Source organism: Burkholderia sp. SCN-KJ (assembly GCF_024656005.1).
Taxonomy (GTDB): domain Bacteria; phylum Pseudomonadota; class Gammaproteobacteria; order Burkholderiales; family Burkholderiaceae; genus Burkholderia.
In genome coordinates, this window is sequence record NZ_JANKOG010000005.1 from 129,298 (window position 1) to 145,355 (window position 16,058).

Annotated in this window: 9 protein-coding genes; all 9 read right to left on the reverse strand. The window is 71.8% G+C overall.

Going from position 1 to position 16,058, the window contains the following annotated elements; translation table 11 throughout:
* Positions 1 to 2 precede the first annotated feature (2 nt).
* Entirely contained in the window at positions 3 to 2,117 is a 2,115-nt protein-coding gene (gene glgX / locus NQV17_RS10575) for a glycogen debranching protein GlgX (protein ID WP_257772076.1), read from the reverse strand.
* A gap of 32 nt (positions 2,118 to 2,149) precedes the next feature.
* Positions 2,150 to 4,351 carry a 1,4-alpha-glucan branching protein GlgB gene (glgB, locus tag NQV17_RS10580; RefSeq protein WP_257772078.1) on the reverse strand — a complete coding sequence of 734 codons (2,202 nt, stop codon included), beginning with the start codon at positions 4,349 to 4,351 and terminating at the stop codon, positions 2,150 to 2,152.
* Positions 4,348 to 7,758 carry a maltose alpha-D-glucosyltransferase gene (gene treS / locus NQV17_RS10585; protein ID WP_257772378.1) on the reverse strand — a complete coding sequence of 1,137 codons (3,411 nt, stop codon included), beginning with the start codon at positions 7,756 to 7,758 and terminating at the stop codon, positions 4,348 to 4,350. The genes glgB and treS overlap by 4 nt, the downstream gene beginning before the upstream one ends.
* The gene (locus NQV17_RS10590) at positions 7,758 to 11,150 is read right to left on the reverse strand and encodes a maltotransferase domain-containing protein (RefSeq protein WP_257772080.1); all 3,393 of its coding nucleotides are present in this window, start codon (positions 11,148 to 11,150) and stop codon (positions 7,758 to 7,760) included. Before NQV17_RS10590 ends, treS begins: the two co-directional genes overlap by 1 nt.
* A gap of 184 nt (positions 11,151 to 11,334) precedes the next feature.
* Positions 11,335 to 11,823, reverse strand: coding sequence for a phage protein NinX family protein (locus tag NQV17_RS10595; protein WP_257772082.1), 489 nt, complete (start codon positions 11,821 to 11,823; stop codon positions 11,335 to 11,337).
* Between the two features lie 12 nt (positions 11,824 to 11,835).
* Positions 11,836 to 12,651 (reverse strand): endonuclease/exonuclease/phosphatase family protein, encoded by an 816-nt coding sequence (locus tag NQV17_RS10600; protein ID WP_257772084.1) that lies wholly within the window; start codon positions 12,649 to 12,651, stop codon positions 11,836 to 11,838.
* Positions 12,642 to 14,864 (reverse strand): VTT domain-containing protein, encoded by a 2,223-nt coding sequence (locus NQV17_RS10605; RefSeq protein WP_257772086.1) that lies wholly within the window; start codon positions 14,862 to 14,864, stop codon positions 12,642 to 12,644. Before NQV17_RS10605 ends, NQV17_RS10600 begins: the two co-directional genes overlap by 10 nt.
* Positions 14,861 to 15,199 carry a hypothetical protein gene (locus tag NQV17_RS10610; protein WP_257772088.1) on the reverse strand — a complete coding sequence of 113 codons (339 nt, stop codon included), beginning with the start codon at positions 15,197 to 15,199 and terminating at the stop codon, positions 14,861 to 14,863. The genes NQV17_RS10605 and NQV17_RS10610 overlap by 4 nt, the downstream gene beginning before the upstream one ends.
* A complete protein-coding gene (locus tag NQV17_RS10615; RefSeq protein ID WP_044843417.1) occupies positions 15,196 to 15,891 on the reverse strand; it encodes an MgtC/SapB family protein in 696 nt (231 codons plus the stop codon). Before NQV17_RS10615 ends, NQV17_RS10610 begins: the two co-directional genes overlap by 4 nt.
* Between the last annotated feature and the right edge of the window lie 167 nt (positions 15,892 to 16,058).

The following is a 16,058-nucleotide window of genomic DNA, read 5'->3' on the forward strand; positions in this document are numbered from 1 at the left end:
CCTCACGAGGGCGGGGCGGGTGGCACGGCCGCGACGGCGATCACGGCCGCGTGCGCGGCGACGTCGAGGCCGGCGTCAGGCCAGCCGCGCGGGCCGCCGTCGGGCGACGCGGTGTCGAGCAGCACGCGATAGTCGAGCACGGGGGCGGGCAACTTGAACGTGATGACGTGGGTCGACGCATTCAGCATCACGAGCAGCGCCTCGGTGCGCCCGGTGCGGCCGGTGCCGACGCGCCGCATCGTCAGCGCGCGACGCTCGCCGTCCTCCCATGCGGGCACGCTCAGCGGGTCGCCGCGCTCGTCGAACCAGTCGATCTCGCGCATGCCCGGCGCACCGTCGCGGTCGCCGGACGGATAGCGCGGCGCCGACATCAGCGGATACATGCGCCGCAGCGCGGCGAGCCGCGACACGAAGCGCGTCATCTGCGCGCCTTCGTCGCTGTGCGCGAGATCCCAGTCGAGCCAGGACAGTTCGTTGTCCTGGCAATACGCGTTGTTGTTGCCGTGCTGCGTCCTGCCGAATTCGTCGCCGGCCACGAGCATCGGCGTGCCGAGTGCGGTAAACAGCGTGGCGAGCATCGAGCGGGCGACCCGCGCGCGCAGGTCGCGGATCGACGCGTCGTCGGTGGCGCCTTCGACGCCCCAGTTCGCGCTGCAGTTGTCGCCGTGGCCGTCGTGGTTGTCCTCGCCGTTCGCTTCGTTGTGCTTGTCCGCATACGACACGAGATCGGCGAGCGTGAAGCCGTCGTGCGCGGTGATGAAGTTGACCGACGCCCAGGTGCGGCGCCGGTGATGATTGAACAGGTCGGCCGAGCCCGCGAGCCGCGCGGCGAGTTCCGGGCGCTGCCCGGCGTCGCCGCGCCAGAAGCGCCGCACGGTGTCGCGAAAGCGGTCGTTCCATTCGGCGAAGCCGGGCGGGTGGCGGCCCAGCTGATAGCCGCCGGGGCCGAGATCCCACGGCTCGGTGATCAGCTTGCGCTGCGCGAGCAGCGGGTCCTGCCGTAGCGCGTCGAAGAAACCCGCGCCCGGCTCGAAGCCATGATCCTCGCGGCCGAGCGTCACGCCGAGATCGAAGCGAAAGCCGTCGACGTTGAACGCGCTCGCCCAGTAGCGCAGCGAATCCATCACCATCTGCACGACGCGCGGATGCGACAGGTTCAGCGTGTTGCCGCAGCCGGTCTCGTCGACGTGGTAGCGCGGGTCGTCCGGCCGCAGCCGGTAGTAGCTCGCGTTGTCGAGGCCGCGCCACGACAGCGTCGGGCCGAGCTCGTTGCCTTCGCACGTGTGGTTGTAGACGACGTCGAGCACGACTTCGATGCCGGCCGCGTGCAGCTGCCGGATCGCGATGCGCATCTCGTCGAGCCGCCGCGTCGACAGGTAGGCCGGCTCCGGCGCGAAGAACGCGGCCGTGTCGTAGCCCCAGTAGTTGCGCAGCCCGCGGTTCACGAGCGCGCGCTGCTGCAGGAACGCGTGCACCGGCAGCAGCTCGACCGTCGTCACGCCGATCGACAGCAGGTGATCGATGAACGCCGGATGCGCGAGCGACGCGAACGTTCCGCGCTCCGGCGCGCGCAACCCGGCGCGGCGCATCGATGCGCCGCGCACGTGGGCCTCGTAGATCACGGTGCTGCGCCACGGCACGTTGGGGCGCCGGTCCATGCTCCAGTCGAACGCCTCGTCGACCACCACGGCCTTCGGCATCGCGGGCGCCGAGTCGCGGCGGTCCATCGACAGGTCCGCGCGGTTCGAATGCACGCGATAGCCGAACAGCGCGTCGGACCAGCGAAAGTGGCCGACCAGCTTGCGCGCGTACGGGTCGAGCAGCAGCTTGGTCGGATTGAAGCGATGGCCGTGCTGCGGCTGGTACGGGCCGTCCGCGCGAAAGCCGTACACGGTGCCCGGATGCGCGTTCGGCAGGTAGCCGTGCCACACCTCGTCGGTGCATTCGGGCAGGTCGAGGCGCGCGAGCTCCTTGCGGCCGGTCGGGTCGAACACGCACAGCTGGATACGCTGCGCATGCGCGGAAAACACCGCGAAGTTGGTGCCGAGGCCGTCCCAGGCCGCGCCGAGCGGATGGCAGCGGCCGGGTTCGAGACGGGCGGGCAGGGCGGTCGGCATGGGGATCGTCTCCGTGTCGAGGGCGCCGGGTGTCAGGCCGGGCTCAGCCACAGCGTCGCGAGCGGCGGCAGGCGCAAGGTGGCCGACCACGACACGCCGTGTGCGGGGATCTCCTCCGTCCACACGGTCCCGTCGTTGCCGGCATTCGTGCCGCCGTACACGGCGGCATCGGTGTTCATCAGTTCACGCCACTGCCCGGGCGCGGGCAGGCCGACGCGATAGCCGGCACGCGGCACCGGCGTGAAGTTGCAGACCGCGACGACGAGCCGCCCGGTGTCGTCGCGGCGCGCGAATGCGAACACGCTGTTGTCGCGATCGTCGCCGATCAGCCACGCGAAGCCGGCCGCATCGCAATCGAGCGCATGCAGCGCCGGTTCGGCCGCGTACGCGCGGTTCAGGTCGCGCACGAGCCGCTGCACGCCGCGATGCGCGGGCGCGTCGAGCAGGTCCCAGTGCGGCGTCGCGTCGTGCGCGAACTCGGCCCATTGCGCGAATTCGCTGCCCATGAACAGCAGCTTCTTGCCCGGATGCGCCCACATGAAGCCGAAGTACGCGCGCAGCGTCGCGAGCCGCTGCCACGCGTCGCCGGGCATCTTCGCGGCGAGCGAACCCTTGCCGTGCACGACCTCGTCGTGCGACAGCGGCAGCACGAAGCGCTCGGAGAACGCATACACGAGCCCGAACGTCATCCGGTCGTGGTGATAGCGGCGATGGATCGGATCCTCGCGCAGATACGCGAGCGTGTCGTGCATCCAGCCCATGTTCCACTTGAAGTCGAAGCCGAGCCCGCCGTCGCGGGTCGCCGCGGTGACGCCCGGCCACGCGGTCGATTCCTCCGCGAAGGTGACGATGCCCGGCGGCGCGAGCGCACCATGCAGCGTGTCGTTCAGCGTGCGCAGGAACGCGACCGCTTCGAGGTTCTCGCGCCCGCCGTGGATGTTCGGCACCCATTCGCCTTCCCGGCGCGAGTAGTCGCGGTACAGCATCGACGCGACCGCGTCGACGCGGATCCCGTCGACGTGATAGCGGCGCGCCCACGCGAGCGCCGACGCGACGAGGAACGCGCCGACCTCGGTGCGCCCGAGGTTGAACACGCAGGTGTTCCAGTCGGGATGCATGCCCTCGCGCGGATCGGCGTGCTCGTACAGCGCGCTGCCGTCGAACTGAGCGAGGCCGTGCGGATCGTTCGGGAAATGCGCGGGCACCCAGTCGACGATCACGCCGATGCCGGCCGCGTGCGCGCGGTCGACGAAGCGCGCGAAGCCGTCGACCGGCCCGAAGCGCGCCGACGGCGCGAACTGCGCGAGCGGCTGGTAGCCCCACGAGCCGCCGAACGGGTACTCGGAAATCGGCATGAACTCGACGTGCGTGAAGCCCATGCCGCGCACGTACGGGATCAGCCGCTCGGCGAGTTCGTCCCAGGTCGAACTGCGGTCCATTTCCTCGGGCACGCGCTGCCACGATTCCGGATGCACCTCGTAGATCGACCACGGCACCCGAAAGCGACGATCCGGATGCGGCCGCGCGTGAATCCAGCCGTCGTCATGCCATGCGAACGCGTCGAGCGCCGCCGTGTCGGCGACGACCGATGCAGTGCGCGGCGGCGCTTCGGTCGCGCGCGCGCACGGATCGGCCTTGTGCGGCAGCACGCGGCCGTCGCTCGCGCACAGCTCGTACTTGTAGTGCTCGCCGGCGCCGATGTCCGGCACGAACAGTTCCCACACGCCCCACGGGCGCCGCAGCCGCATCGGATGACGGCGGCCGTCCCAGGTGTTGAAGTCGCCGACCACCGACACGCGCAGCGCGTTCGGCGCCCATACCGCGAAGCGCACGCCGTCGATGCCGTCGACGCGCGTGGGCGTCGCCCCGAGGCACTCGAGCACGGCGGCCGGGTCGCCGGCCGCGAAGCGCGCGAGCGCCGCGTCGTCGAGCAGCGTGCCGAACGCATACGCATCGTCGGTCACCTGCCGCGTATCGGGCCACTCGATCGCGAGCCGGTAGTGGCCGTCGCGTGCGATCGTCCCGGCGAAGCAGCCGGCTTCGTCGACGCACGCGAGCGTGCCGAGTTCGTCGCCGTCGGGCGTCACCGCGCGCACGCGCCGCGCGCCGGGCAGCAGCGCGCGCACGACGGTCCGCCCGGCTTCCCCGTGCGGGCCGAGGCACGCGAACGGGTCCGGATGGCGCCCGGCGAGCAGCGCATCGATATCGTGGCGGTCGAACAGCGTGTCGGTCATCGGGTGCCTCCGTCGTCGGGTTCACCGTGCGTGTCGAGCAGGCGTTCGACGAGCGCGGCGAGCCCGCCGACCGGCACGCCGAGCCAGTCGGGGCGGTTCGCGGCTTCGTAGCACAGCTCGTACGACGCCTTGTCGATCAGGAACAACGCGAGCAGGCGATCGGCATAACGCGGGTCGACGAAGCGTTCGGGCGCCTGCTCGGCGGCCGCGCGATAGCATTCGACGAAGCGGTCGGCGGCGGCCTGCCCGAAGCGGTCGAACAGCGCGCGCTTGCGGCCGGCCGCCTGCGGCGGCGCCTTCTCGATCACGAACTGCGCGGCCGCGCTCACGTACGACAGCGAGCGCAGGAAGCCGGCCACGTCGCGCAGCGGATGCGACTTCGCGCGGCGCCGCTCCAGCGGGCGCGCGGGCTCGCCCTCGAAGTCGATCAGCAGCGCATCGCCCTGCACGTCGAGCACCTGGCCGAGATGGAAATCGCCGTGGATCCGCGTGCATTGCGCGTCGAGGGTGCGCGGCACCAGTTCGCCGAGCGCCTGCACGGCCGCGTCGCGCGACGCGAGCAGCGTGTCCGCGGCGGCCCGCTCGGCGGGGGCCAGCGTATCGAGCCGCGTGCCCAGCACGTCGAGCGCGTGCTCGAACGACGCGATCGCATCGCTGCGCCAGTGATCGACGCGTGCCGGGGTCGCGCGCTCCGGCGCGAACGCCGGGTCGTCGGACGGCTGCGCGAGCGCGACGTGCAACTGGCCGAGCCGCGTGCCGACGATCCCCGCGAACGCCGCGTAGCCGAGCAGCGCGTCCGGTTCCTCGCCGGACTCCGTCGCGTCGCCTTCGTCGACGGCCGGCAGCGCGAGCTCGTCGACCGCACGTCTCAGGAAGTCGAACGAACGCGTCCACGCGTCGCCCTGGTTGTCGACGTAGCGCTGCAGGATCGCGACCGTATGCGGCGTGCCGTCCGGATCGACGTGCACGACTTCGCCGGCGAGCGTCGCGGTGTTCGCATAGCCGATCCGCGTCAGGTGGCGGCTCATCTCCGCTTCCGGATGGATCCCGTGCGCGACCTTGCGCACCAGCTTCAGCACGATCGCATCGCCGATCACGAGCGAGCTGTTGCTCTGCTCGGCCGCGAGCCAGCGCACTTCGGCGTCGTCGCCGGGATCGAGCGCGGCGAGCGCCTGCTCGGGCAGGAAGTCGAGGCGGCCACCGTCGGAAGTCGGCACCGTCGCGCCGTCGCGCAGCTTGCGCAGCATCCCGCGCGCGAACGACGGCAGCGCAAACGCGTCGGTCAGGTAACCGACGGTATGGCCGCGCCGCACGCGCGCGAGCGCGAGCTGCGCGAACAGCGGCTGCGACGTCTCGCCGCCCCACGCGGCGGCCAGCGGCACGACGTAGCGTTCGACCCCGCCGTCGCTCGCGGATACCCATGCTTCCGCGTACTGGAACGGCTCGTCCGGCATCGGCGTGACGACGTTCAGCCACGCGTCGCCGATCTTGCGGTCCTTCGACGCGAACCAGCGCCGCCGCGCGAGCCACGACGCGAGCGCATCGTGCGCGAGCGCATGCAGCTGGCCGACGTCCGGCCGCGCGTCGCCGCGCCGCATCACGATCGTCACGTACTCGGGCAGCGGCTGCGCGTGCGGCTGCCGCCACGACGGCTCGCGGCCATGCTCGGACAGCACGAACCACAGGAACCCGTACGGCGGGAAGGTGAGGAGATACGGGAGCTGGCCGACCGGCGGAAACGGTGAATCCGACGTCATCTCGATCGGCACGCGGCCCGCGAATTCGGACAGGTCGAGTTCGACGGCCTGCGACGCGCGCGACAGGTTCGCGACGCACAGCACCGTCTCGTGGCCTTCGAGTTCGCGCAGGTAGGCGAGCACCTTGCGGTTCTCCGGGCGCAGGAAGCGGATCGTGCCGCGCCCGAACGACTGCGTCGCGCGGCGCGTCGACAGGATGCGGCGCGTCCAGTTCAGAAGCGAATGCGGGTCGCGCGTCTGCGCTTCCACGTTGATCGCGTCGTAGCCGTATAGCGAGCCCATCACGGGCGGCAGCACCAGCAGTTCCGGGTCCGCGCGCGAGAAGCCGCCGTTGCGATCGGACGACCATTGCATCGGCGTGCGCACGCCGTCGCGGTCGCCCAGGTGGATGTTGTCGCCCATCCCGAGTTCGTCGCCGTAGTAGATCACCGGCGTGCCGGGCATCGACAGCAGCAGCGAGTTGATCAGTTCGATGCGGCGCCGGTCGCGCTCCATCAGCGGCGCGAGGCGGCGCCGGATGCCGAGATTGATCCGCGCGCGCCGGTCGCTCGCATAGGTCTGCCACAGCAGGTCGCGCTCCGAATCGGTGACCATCTCGAGCGTCAGCTCGTCGTGATTGCGCAGGAACACGGCCCACTGGTTGCTCGGTGCGAGCGCCGGCGTCTGCCGCATGATGTCGACGATCGGGAAGCGGTCCTCGCTCGCGATCGACATGTAGATGCGCGGCATCAGCGGAAAGTGGAACGCCATGTGGCATTCGTCCTCGTTGCCGAAGTATTCCTGCACGTCCTCCGGCCACTGGTTCGCCTCCGCGAGCAGCATCCGGTTCGGGTACTCGGCGTCGATCGTCGCGCGGATCCGCTTCAGGATCGCATGCGTCTCGGGCAGGTTCTCGTTGTTGGTGCCTTCGCGCTCGACCAGGTACGGCACCGCGTCGAGCCGCAGCCCGTCGATGCCGAGGTCGAGCCAGAAGCGCATCACCTGGATCACCTCGCGCACCACGGCCGGGTTGTCGAAGTTGAGGTCCGGCTGGTGCGAGTAGAAGCGGTGCCAGTAGTACTGGCCGGCGATCGGGTCGTGGGTCCAGTTCGACGTTTCGGTATCGAGGAAGATGATCCGCGTGCCCGCGTATTTCGTGTCGGTGTCGGACCACACGTAGTAGTCGCGATGCATCGAGCCCGGTTTCGCGCGCCGCGCGCGCTGGAACCACGGGTGCTGGTCCGACGTGTGGTTGATCACGAGCTCGGCGATCACGCGGATGCCGCGTGCGTGCGCTTCGCGGATGAAGCGCCGCACGTCGGCGAGCGTGCCGTAGTCGGGATGCACGTCGCGGTAGTCGGCGATGTCGTAGCCGTCGTCGCGGCGTGGCGACGGGTAGAACGGCAGCAGCCAGATGGTGTCGACGCCGAGCTCGGCGATGTAGTCGAGCTTCGCGATCAGGCCGGGGAAGTCGCCGATCCCGTCGTTGTTCGAGTCGTAGAACGACTTCACGTGCACCTGGTAGATGATCGCGTCCTTGTACCACAGCGGATCGTCCGCGCAGAGCGCGGGCGCGCGGCGCCGCGCACGGCGCCGGCGCGGCGTGCCGGCCGGGGCGAGCGACGGGAACTGCGCGCGCCGCACGTCGTCGAGGGAGTCTTCGCGTTTCATCATGCGTGTGCTCCGGAAGGGCCCCGGGCACCGCCCGGGTCGGGCGCCGCCGCTCGCGCGGCGCCGGGAGACGGCGCGAGCCGCCAGATCGCATAGGGCCGCACGTGCGGGTCGAGCGACACGTACTGGCGATGCCCGCGCCAGGTTTCGGCGCGCGCGGCGTCCTGTTCGAGCGCATCGAGCGGTTCGCCGTCGACGAGCCCGAGGCCGCGCCACAGTGACGCATCGAGCGTGAAGTTCGCGGCCTGCGGATGCCACGGGTCGAGGCTGATCGCGACCGCGACGACGCTGTCGTGCGCGGGCGTCGCCTTCACGAACACGAGCACCTGGTCGTTGTCCGCGTCGGCGAACGTGAGGCCGAGGTGGGTCTGCAGCGCCGGATGCTCGCGCCGCGCGCGGTTCAGCCGCGCGACTTCGCCGCCGATGTGGGCGGCCTTGGCCCAGTCGCGCGCGCGCAGCTCGTATTTCTCCGCGTCCGCGTATTCCTCGCTGTCGGGCAGCGGTGCCGATTCGCCGATTTCGAACCCCGAGTACAGGCCCCACGAGCCGGCGAGCGTCGCGGCGAGCGCCGCGCGGATCACGAACTGCGAGCGCGGCGCGTTCTGCAGGTGGCGCGGATTGATGTCGGGCGTGTTCACGAAGAAGTTCGGCCGGAAGAACTCGCGCGCGGGACCGGCGCTCAGCTCGGTCAGGTAGTCGATGAATTCGCGCTTCGTCTCGCGCCACGTGAAGTACGTATACGACTGCGAGAAGCCGATCTTCGCGAGCCGGTACATCATCCCGGGCCGCGTGAACGCCTCCGACAGGAACACGACGTCCGGATGCTTGCCGCGCACGTCCGCGATCATCCATGCCCAGAACGGCAGCGGCTTCGTGTGCGGGTTGTCGACGCGGAAGATCCGCACGCCGGCTTCGACCCAGAACAACACCACGTCACGCAGCGCGAGCCACAGGTCGGGCAGCGCGTCGGGCGCATAGAAGTCGGGATTCACGATGTCCTGGTAGCGCTTCGGCGGATTTTCCGCATAGCGCAGCGAGCCGTCGGGCCGCCATGCGAACCAGCCCGGATGGGCGGCGAGCCACGGATGGTCGGGCGAGCACTGGATCGCGAAATCCAGCGCGATTTCGAGCCCCTGCGCGCGCGCCGCATCGATCAGCGCGCGGAACGACGCGAGCGTGCCGAGCTGCGGATGCACGGCCGTGTGGCCGCCGTCCGGCGAGCCGATCGCGTACGGGCTGCCGACGTCGTCGGGGCCGGCCTTCAGCGTGTTGTTGCGGCCCTTGCGCGCGGTCGTGCCGATCGGGTGGATCGGCGGGAAATACAGCACGTCGAAGCCCATGTCGCGAATGCGCGGCAGTTGCGCGATCACGTCGTCAAAGGTGCCGTGCCGGTGCGGGTCGTTGCTCGCCGAGCGCGGGAACAGCTCGTACCAGCTGGAAAAGCGTGCGGCGCGACGCTCGACCTCGACCGGGTAGACGGTCTCGTCGTGCGTGACGAACGGCCGGTAGCGCAGCGCCGCGTAGGCGTCGGCGAGCGCGGGTTCGCCGAGTAGTGCGAGACGGCGTTCGTGCGACGCGTCGTCGAAGTCGGCCGCCAGCCGTTCCATCTGCCGGAACGCGTGCGGACCGTCCGGCGCGGCGCGCTTCAGCGCGGTCGCGAGCAGCAGCTGCGCCTCGCGCACCTCCAGCGTCACGTCCTGGCCGGCCGCGCGCTTCTTCGCGATGTCGGTGACGAGCGAGGCCCAGTCGTCGCGCCACGCGATCACGCGGAACGCGTGGCGGCCGAGCCGGTCGAGCGCGATGCGCGCGTGCCAGCGGTCGTTCGGTTCCTCGACGAACGGCACTTCGCGCCAGTCCTCTTCGTCGTCCGCGCGCCACTGCAGCGCGGCCGCGAGATGCGCATGGCCGTCGGTGAAGATCGATGCGTGCACAACCAGCGTTTCGCCGATCACGCGCTTGATCGCGAAGCGGCCGCCGTCGACCGCCGGCTCGACGCGTTCGATCGCGATCCGGTCGGCCGCGAGCGCGGCGGACAGCGCGGCGCGCTCGTCCGCGGCGCCGGCGCGCGTGGTCGCGGGCGGCGCGCGCCGCGCGTCGAGCAGCGCGTAGCCGCCGGGTTCGAGCGTGAAGGCGGCCAGCGCGACCGGTGGATGCGCGTGCGTGCCCGCCGGCGTCGCGACCTGCGTGAAGCCGCCCGGCACACCGGGCAGGATCGTCGCCGGATCGACCGGCGCGTCGGCATCGAGAGCGGGATTCAGCGCGACCAGCAGTGCCGTGTCGTCGTGCTCGAGCGACGGGCCCATGCCGCGCAGCAGCGCGGTCGCGGCCGCGCCGGGCGCGCTCAGTTGCGCGATTTCGCCGCGCCCGGCCGCAAGCGGCGTCGCGCGGCGCCACGCATTCGCGTCGGCAATCGCGCCGGACAGGTCGAAGCGCGCGACGTCGAACGCGGCGCGATAGCGCGCGGCGTCCGCATCGCGCACCATCAGCGGCAGCGCGATGCCGCGCTCGAAGCCCATCGGCACGAGCCAGCCGGTGCCGAGCGCAGCCGCGGTCCACAGCGCGCGGTGGTACGCGCGGGCGAGCGTCTCGTCCGGCGCGTCGTGCCAGTCGTCGGCAAGACGCGGGCCGTCGAAGGCGTCGGGAAACGCGATCGGCGAGCCGATGCGGCGCAGCAGCCGGTGCTCGTCCGCAAACCACGGCGAGCGCAGATCCCACCAGCGTACCGACGAGAACACCGCGTCGAAGCCGGCTCCCTCGAGTTGCGCGAGCGCGTCGCGTGCATGGCCGGGCACGCCGGCCAGCACCGCGACGTCCGGGCGCGCGCGCCGCAACGCCGCGCGCCAGCCGGGCCACCACGCGGCCGGCAGGTGATGCGGCGCGTCGATCAGGAAGCCGGCCGCGCCGGCATCCGCGAACGCGGCGAGATGCGCGCACCACCACGCGGCGAGCGCGTCGTGCGTCGCGTCGTCGCCGACCCGCGCATGGGCGACGTCGAGTTCATGCGCGCCGCAGCGTGGATCGATCAGCGCGTCGTCGTGCGCGCGCTCGGCGTACCAGTCCGGATGCTCGGCGCGCAGCGGATTGTCGCGCGCGATGCGGTCGGGCACGACTTCGAGCAGCACTCGCAGCCCGTGGCCGTGCGCGAGCTGGGCGAGCCGCGAGAAGGTTTCGAGCGCGCCGGCGCGCGTCGCGAACGTCGCGGCCGGCCGGTGGAAGTCGGCGACGTGGCGCGGAAAACCCGCGACGCTGGCGGCCCAGAAGCCGCCGATCAGCACGTGATCGAAGCCCATGCCGGCGATGTGCGCGAACGTGTCGGGCCACGCGTCGAGCGGGCCGACGAGGCGCGCGTCGCAGAAGTAGAGGTGGGGAGCGAAGGGCGGGGTGGCGTTCATGGATGGCGGGTCCGGGCGGCGGCGAACGGTAACGGTCGTGCGCCGCAACCCGCGTGCCTGCGGTGCGGCGCCCGGCGCGGCAACGCGCGGGCGGGATGCCGGGGGCGGCCCCTTGTCCTTTTTACATGAACGCGGGAGGGTCACTGCATCGCATGCATGGCCCATGCCCGGGCCTCCGGCGTCGTCACATGCGCGGAATCGAGCGAATGTCCGAACTGTCGCCGGCGGCCGGATCGTCGTCCGTTTCGGGAAGCGGCGCACCGGGGTCGTAGCGCACCGGTGCGCCGCGCTCGATCCGGTGCGGAAACGGCGGCGGGGTATCGACCTCGTCGCCGAAGCGCGCGCGCACGAACGCGCGCAGCAACGCGGTGCGCGCGTCGGGCGCGCGTGCCGCGCAGGTCGACGGGCCGTCGATGAAGCACGCGTCGCATTCGACGCCGTCGCCGCGCCGCGCGATCCGCAGGTCGCCGACGCGATCGAGCACCGCCCCCGCGTCGGCCCACGACGCCGACGGCGCGAAATGCGCGTCGAGGCGCCGCAACGCATCGCACGCGGCGGTCACGATCACCTGCGGCTCGACGGCCGTGAAGTACAGCGTGTTTTCGTCGTCCGCGCACAGTGCGCGCGCGCACCAGTAGTCGAGGGCCGTTCCGTCGAGTTCGTCGGTTCGCATGGGCTTGCTCCGTCAGGTTTCGTCGGCGCGGTGTGCGTCGCACGCAGGCGGTGTGCCGGGCGCGGAGCGCGCACGCATGCGCGCGACGAGCGGGTAATGATCCGACGCGCGCCGGGCCAGCATGCTGCGATGCACGGTCACGTCGACCAGCAACTCGCCCGGATGGATCCAGATCCGGTCGAGCGAGAACACCGGGTACAGCGTCGGGAACGTGCGCGGCGCCGGCGCGCGGCGGAACCGCGTGACCAGCGCCTGCAGCGCGCGGCCGCGCACGAACCATTCGTTGATGTCGCCCATCAGGATCACCGGCATCGCACCGGTGTCGAAGGCGGCAAGCAGCCGCTGCACCTGCGCGCTGCGTTCGTTCGCCGACAGCCCGAGATGGGTCGCGACCACGCGCAGCGTGCCGGCGCCGCAGTCGATGTCCGCATCGAGCGCGCCGCGCGGCTCGCGCGGGTGGAACGACAGGTCGAGCGTGCGCGCGGCGCGGATCGGGCAGCGCGACAGCACCGCGTTGCCGTAGCGGCGCTCCGGCGTGTCGATGGTCGGGCCGGCCACCGCGTGCATGCCGGTCGCGTCGCGCAGGTGCGCGAGCACGTCGGGCGCGCGCGCGCCGCCGAGCGGCACTTCCTGCAGCGCGATCACGTCCGCGTCGAGCTCGTGGATCACCGCCGCGATTCGATCGGCCGCGCGCGCGGGCCACGCACCGTAGCCGCCGCGGATGTTGTACGTCGCAATGCGCAGGTCGCGTCCGCCCGGCGCGGCGGCGGGCGCGCCGTCCGACGTGACGATGTCCGGCGGCGGGGCCGGCTGCCGGCTCAGCGCCATCGTCGCAGCACCCTGACGAGCAGCACCGACACGCCGACCAGCGCGATGCCGATCGCCGCGAGCCACGCAAATGCGCCGGGGCCCGGATGGCGGAACGCGGCGGTCAGCTGGTGCGCGAACGTGACCGTCAGCAAGATGCCCGGCAGCATCCCGATCGCGGTGCCGACCAGGAAGTCGCGCAGGCCGATGTGCGATGCGCCGGCGACCAGGTTCACGATCGTAAACGGCGCGATCGGCAACAGCCGCAGCACGGCCATCGCAACCACGCCGCGCCGGCCGATGTGTTCGCTGAGCCGGTTCGCGCGCGCGCCGGCGAATCGGCGCACCGCGTCGCGCCCGAGCCAGCGGCCGATCCCGTAGGTCGCGGCGGCGGCCGTCAGCGTGCCGACGGCCGCGTAAGCGAAGCCCGGCCACGCGCCGAACACGAGCCCCGTCGCGGCAATCAGCAGCGTGATCGGCACCGACAGCGTCGCCGCGACCACGTAGCCGGCCAGCAGCAGGGCGGGCGCGCCCGGCAGCGCCGCGGCGCGGGCCGCCGCCTGCGCGAGCGCCGCGACGTTCAGCGCCTTGCCGAGCGGCGAGAAGCGCCACGCGAACGCGAGCGCGGCGATCAGCAGCACGGCCGCGCCGAGCGCGAGGAAGCGCGCGGTCAGCGGGCGATGCTGCTCGCGCGGCAGGAATTCGCGGACGAACCGGTCCGGCTCGATCGGCTGCTCGGGGTCGAGCCGCGCGCTGACCGGCACCAACGCGTCGAGCTGCGGCGTCACGACCGGGTCGAGCACGCGCAGCGTGCGGCCCGGTTTCGCGCGCAGCCGGTCGAGCGCGGCGTTCGGCCGCTCGGCTTGCGCGAACGCAGCGGCGACGGTGGCCGGCGGCGTGCCGAGATGTTCGGCCAGCAGGCGGTCGCGCAGGCCGGCGATCGCGGTGCGGATGCGCGGCTCGCCCGCCGCGACGAGCGCGATGCAGCATTCGGTGTCGAGCACCATCGACCGGTTGTTCAGGTTCGCGCTGCCGATCACGATGCATTCGTCGTCGACGACGAGGATCTTGCTGTGCACGTTCACGCATGCGTCGCCGAGGCCGTCGACATGCGGGTACAGCAGCCGGTAGCGGCCGAAGCGGTCGGCGGACTTGAGCGTGTCGTGCAGCCGCGCGCGCAGCACGCCCATCGTCGCTTCCTGCAGCCAGCCGCTCTGCACGCGGGGCGCCACGACCGTCACGTCCGGCCCGTGCGGGTCGGCCAGTCGCGCGGACAACGTTTCGCGCACCACGGCCGCGGTGAAATACTGGTTCTCGATGTACAGGTGGCGCCGCGCGGCGCGAATCGTGTCCTCGACGAGCGCGCGCACCTGTTGCACCGGCTCGCGGTCGCGGTGGCGCGGCGCCGTGTACGCGATGCCGAGCCGCACGTGGCTCACGTCGACGCGCGCGCCGGGCGGCCACGGATCGACGTCTTCGTCACGCTCGAGATGGCGCCGCGCGCGGATCGCGATCGGACGCCCGCATGCATTGCGCCAGCGCGTGCGCGCCTGCTCGCCGATCGCGGCGGCCGCGTCGCCGTCGAACATCGCCTGCACGTCGTGAAACGGGCCGTACGGCATGCCGCGGGCGTCACGGCGGCGCGGATCGTCGGCCGCGTGCGCGGGCGTATCCCAGCGCTCGCGCGTCAGGTCGAGCCCGCCGACGAACGCGAGCCGGTCGTCGATCACGACGAGTTTCTGGTGATGCGACGCGCCGCGCGGATGGGTGTCGTCGAGGCGGAACCGGATGCCGCGATGCGCGCGCCATGCGGCGCGATAGACGGGCGGCCAGTCGCGCTCCAGCGCGTAGATCATCGCGAAGTCCCACGCGAGCACGTAGATGCGCAGGTTGTGGCGCGCGGTCGCGAGCGCGTGCAGGAACGCGCCGAGCGTGTCGGGCAGGCCGTCGCCGGCGGCGTCGGCCGGCGCGAGGCGCATCCGGCTGTCGACGTCCCAGCCGACGATGAACACCGTATGGCGCGCCCGCCGCAGCGCGGCGCGCAGCGTCGCGAAATACGCGGCGCCGTCCACCAGCATCGCGAAGCGGTCCGCGCCGCGGATCGTGTCGCAGTTGCGTCCGCATTCGAGCAGGCCGTGTCGCACCGGTTCGGCCGTGCGCGAGGCGGCGGCCGCCGTGTCGTCGGGGCCCGCCGTCGCGACGGTGGCGCGCGGCATGCGGTCCGGCGCGATCATCGGGCGTCGACGTCCCCGCCGCCGCCGATGCGTTGCAGCAGCGCGTCGCAACGTGCGCGCAGCGCCTGCAGTTCGGGCGAACCGGCGTCGAGCCGGACGCGTTCGCCGCGCTCGGGTTCGCCGTACGCGGCCACGATTTCGTAGATGCCTTGCGCGATCGTCGCGGACGCGTTCGCGATCCGGATCCGGTCGAGCCAGCCGCAGTCGGCGTGATGGCACGCGAGCCACGCGCGCAGCGCGCCGACTACCTGGCTGGTGGTGAGCCAGGTGCCGCCGCGCATGCGCGCGGCCAGCTGGCTCGATACGAGATAGGAAAGCAGGTCGGTCTGGGTCACGCGAAACTCCTTGACGAGGTGTCGGGACTGCAGGTCCGCACGCCGGCGATGCCTTGCAGGGATTCGCAGATCGCCGCAAATTCCGCGCCGCTCGTGCGCGAGAACGATATCGAGATGTCGTCGGTGTCCGGATCGTCGTCGGACTGCTGGACGATGAACCGCTTCACGCGCACGCGGCCCGCGCCGAGCGTGTCGTGCAGGACGCCGAGCGTCAGGCCGCCGCGCTCGACGACGAGCCGCAGCGTGCGCTGCTGCCGCTGCGCGATGAAGCGGCGCTCGAGCGGCTTCACGCCCGCCAGGATCGCGAGCACGATCGCCGTCGCGCCGATCGACGCGACGTACATGCCGCCGCCCGCGGCCAGGCCGACGCCGGCCACCGCCCACAGGCTCGCGGCCGTCGTCAGCCCGCGCACGACTTCGCCGCGCAGCAGGATCGAGCCGGCGCCGAGAAAGCCGATGCCCGAGACCACCTGGGCCGCGACCCGCGACGGATCGAGCACGACGCCGTATTGCCCGCGCACGTCCTCGAAGCCGAAGGTGGAGACGAGCATCACGAGGGCCGAGCCGACGCACACCAGCATGTGCGTACGCAACCCGGCGGCCCAGTTCAGCCGTTCGCGTTCGAGCCCGATCACGCTGCCGAGCAGCGCGGCGAGCAGCAGGCGTCCGACGAGTTCGATATGGCCGATCATCGCGGCCTCCTTTGTTGTCTGGCGGACCGGAGCGGTTCGATACCGGGCACGAACGCAAGACACGTGCCGGGGTGGCCGATAGCGGGCACGGCGCGTGCGCGCGGGGCCGACGGCGCGCGCGGCGGTCATGCGGCGCGCATTTTTTGCATCGCCATCGCAGATAAGTA

Coding starts and splice junctions, on each gene's coding strand:
- NQV17_RS10605 (WP_257772086.1), bottom strand. CDS start 14,864: ATGATCGCGCCGGACCGCATGCCGCGCGCCACCGTCGCGACGGCGGGC.
- NQV17_RS10595 (WP_257772082.1), bottom strand. CDS start 11,823: ATGCGAACCGACGAACTCGACGGAACGGCCCTCGACTACTGGTGCGCG.
- treS (WP_257772378.1), bottom strand. CDS start 7,758: ATGAAACGCGAAGACTCCCTCGACGACGTGCGGCGCGCGCAGTTCCCG.
- glgX (WP_257772076.1), bottom strand. CDS start 2,117: ATGCCGACCGCCCTGCCCGCCCGTCTCGAACCCGGCCGCTGCCATCCG.
- NQV17_RS10615 (WP_044843417.1), bottom strand. CDS start 15,891: ATGATCGGCCATATCGAACTCGTCGGACGCCTGCTGCTCGCCGCGCTG.
- NQV17_RS10600 (WP_257772084.1), bottom strand. CDS start 12,651: ATGGCGCTGAGCCGGCAGCCGGCCCCGCCGCCGGACATCGTCACGTCG.
- NQV17_RS10590 (WP_257772080.1), bottom strand. CDS start 11,150: ATGAACGCCACCCCGCCCTTCGCTCCCCACCTCTACTTCTGCGACGCG.
- glgB (WP_257772078.1), bottom strand. CDS start 4,351: ATGACCGACACGCTGTTCGACCGCCACGATATCGATGCGCTGCTCGCC.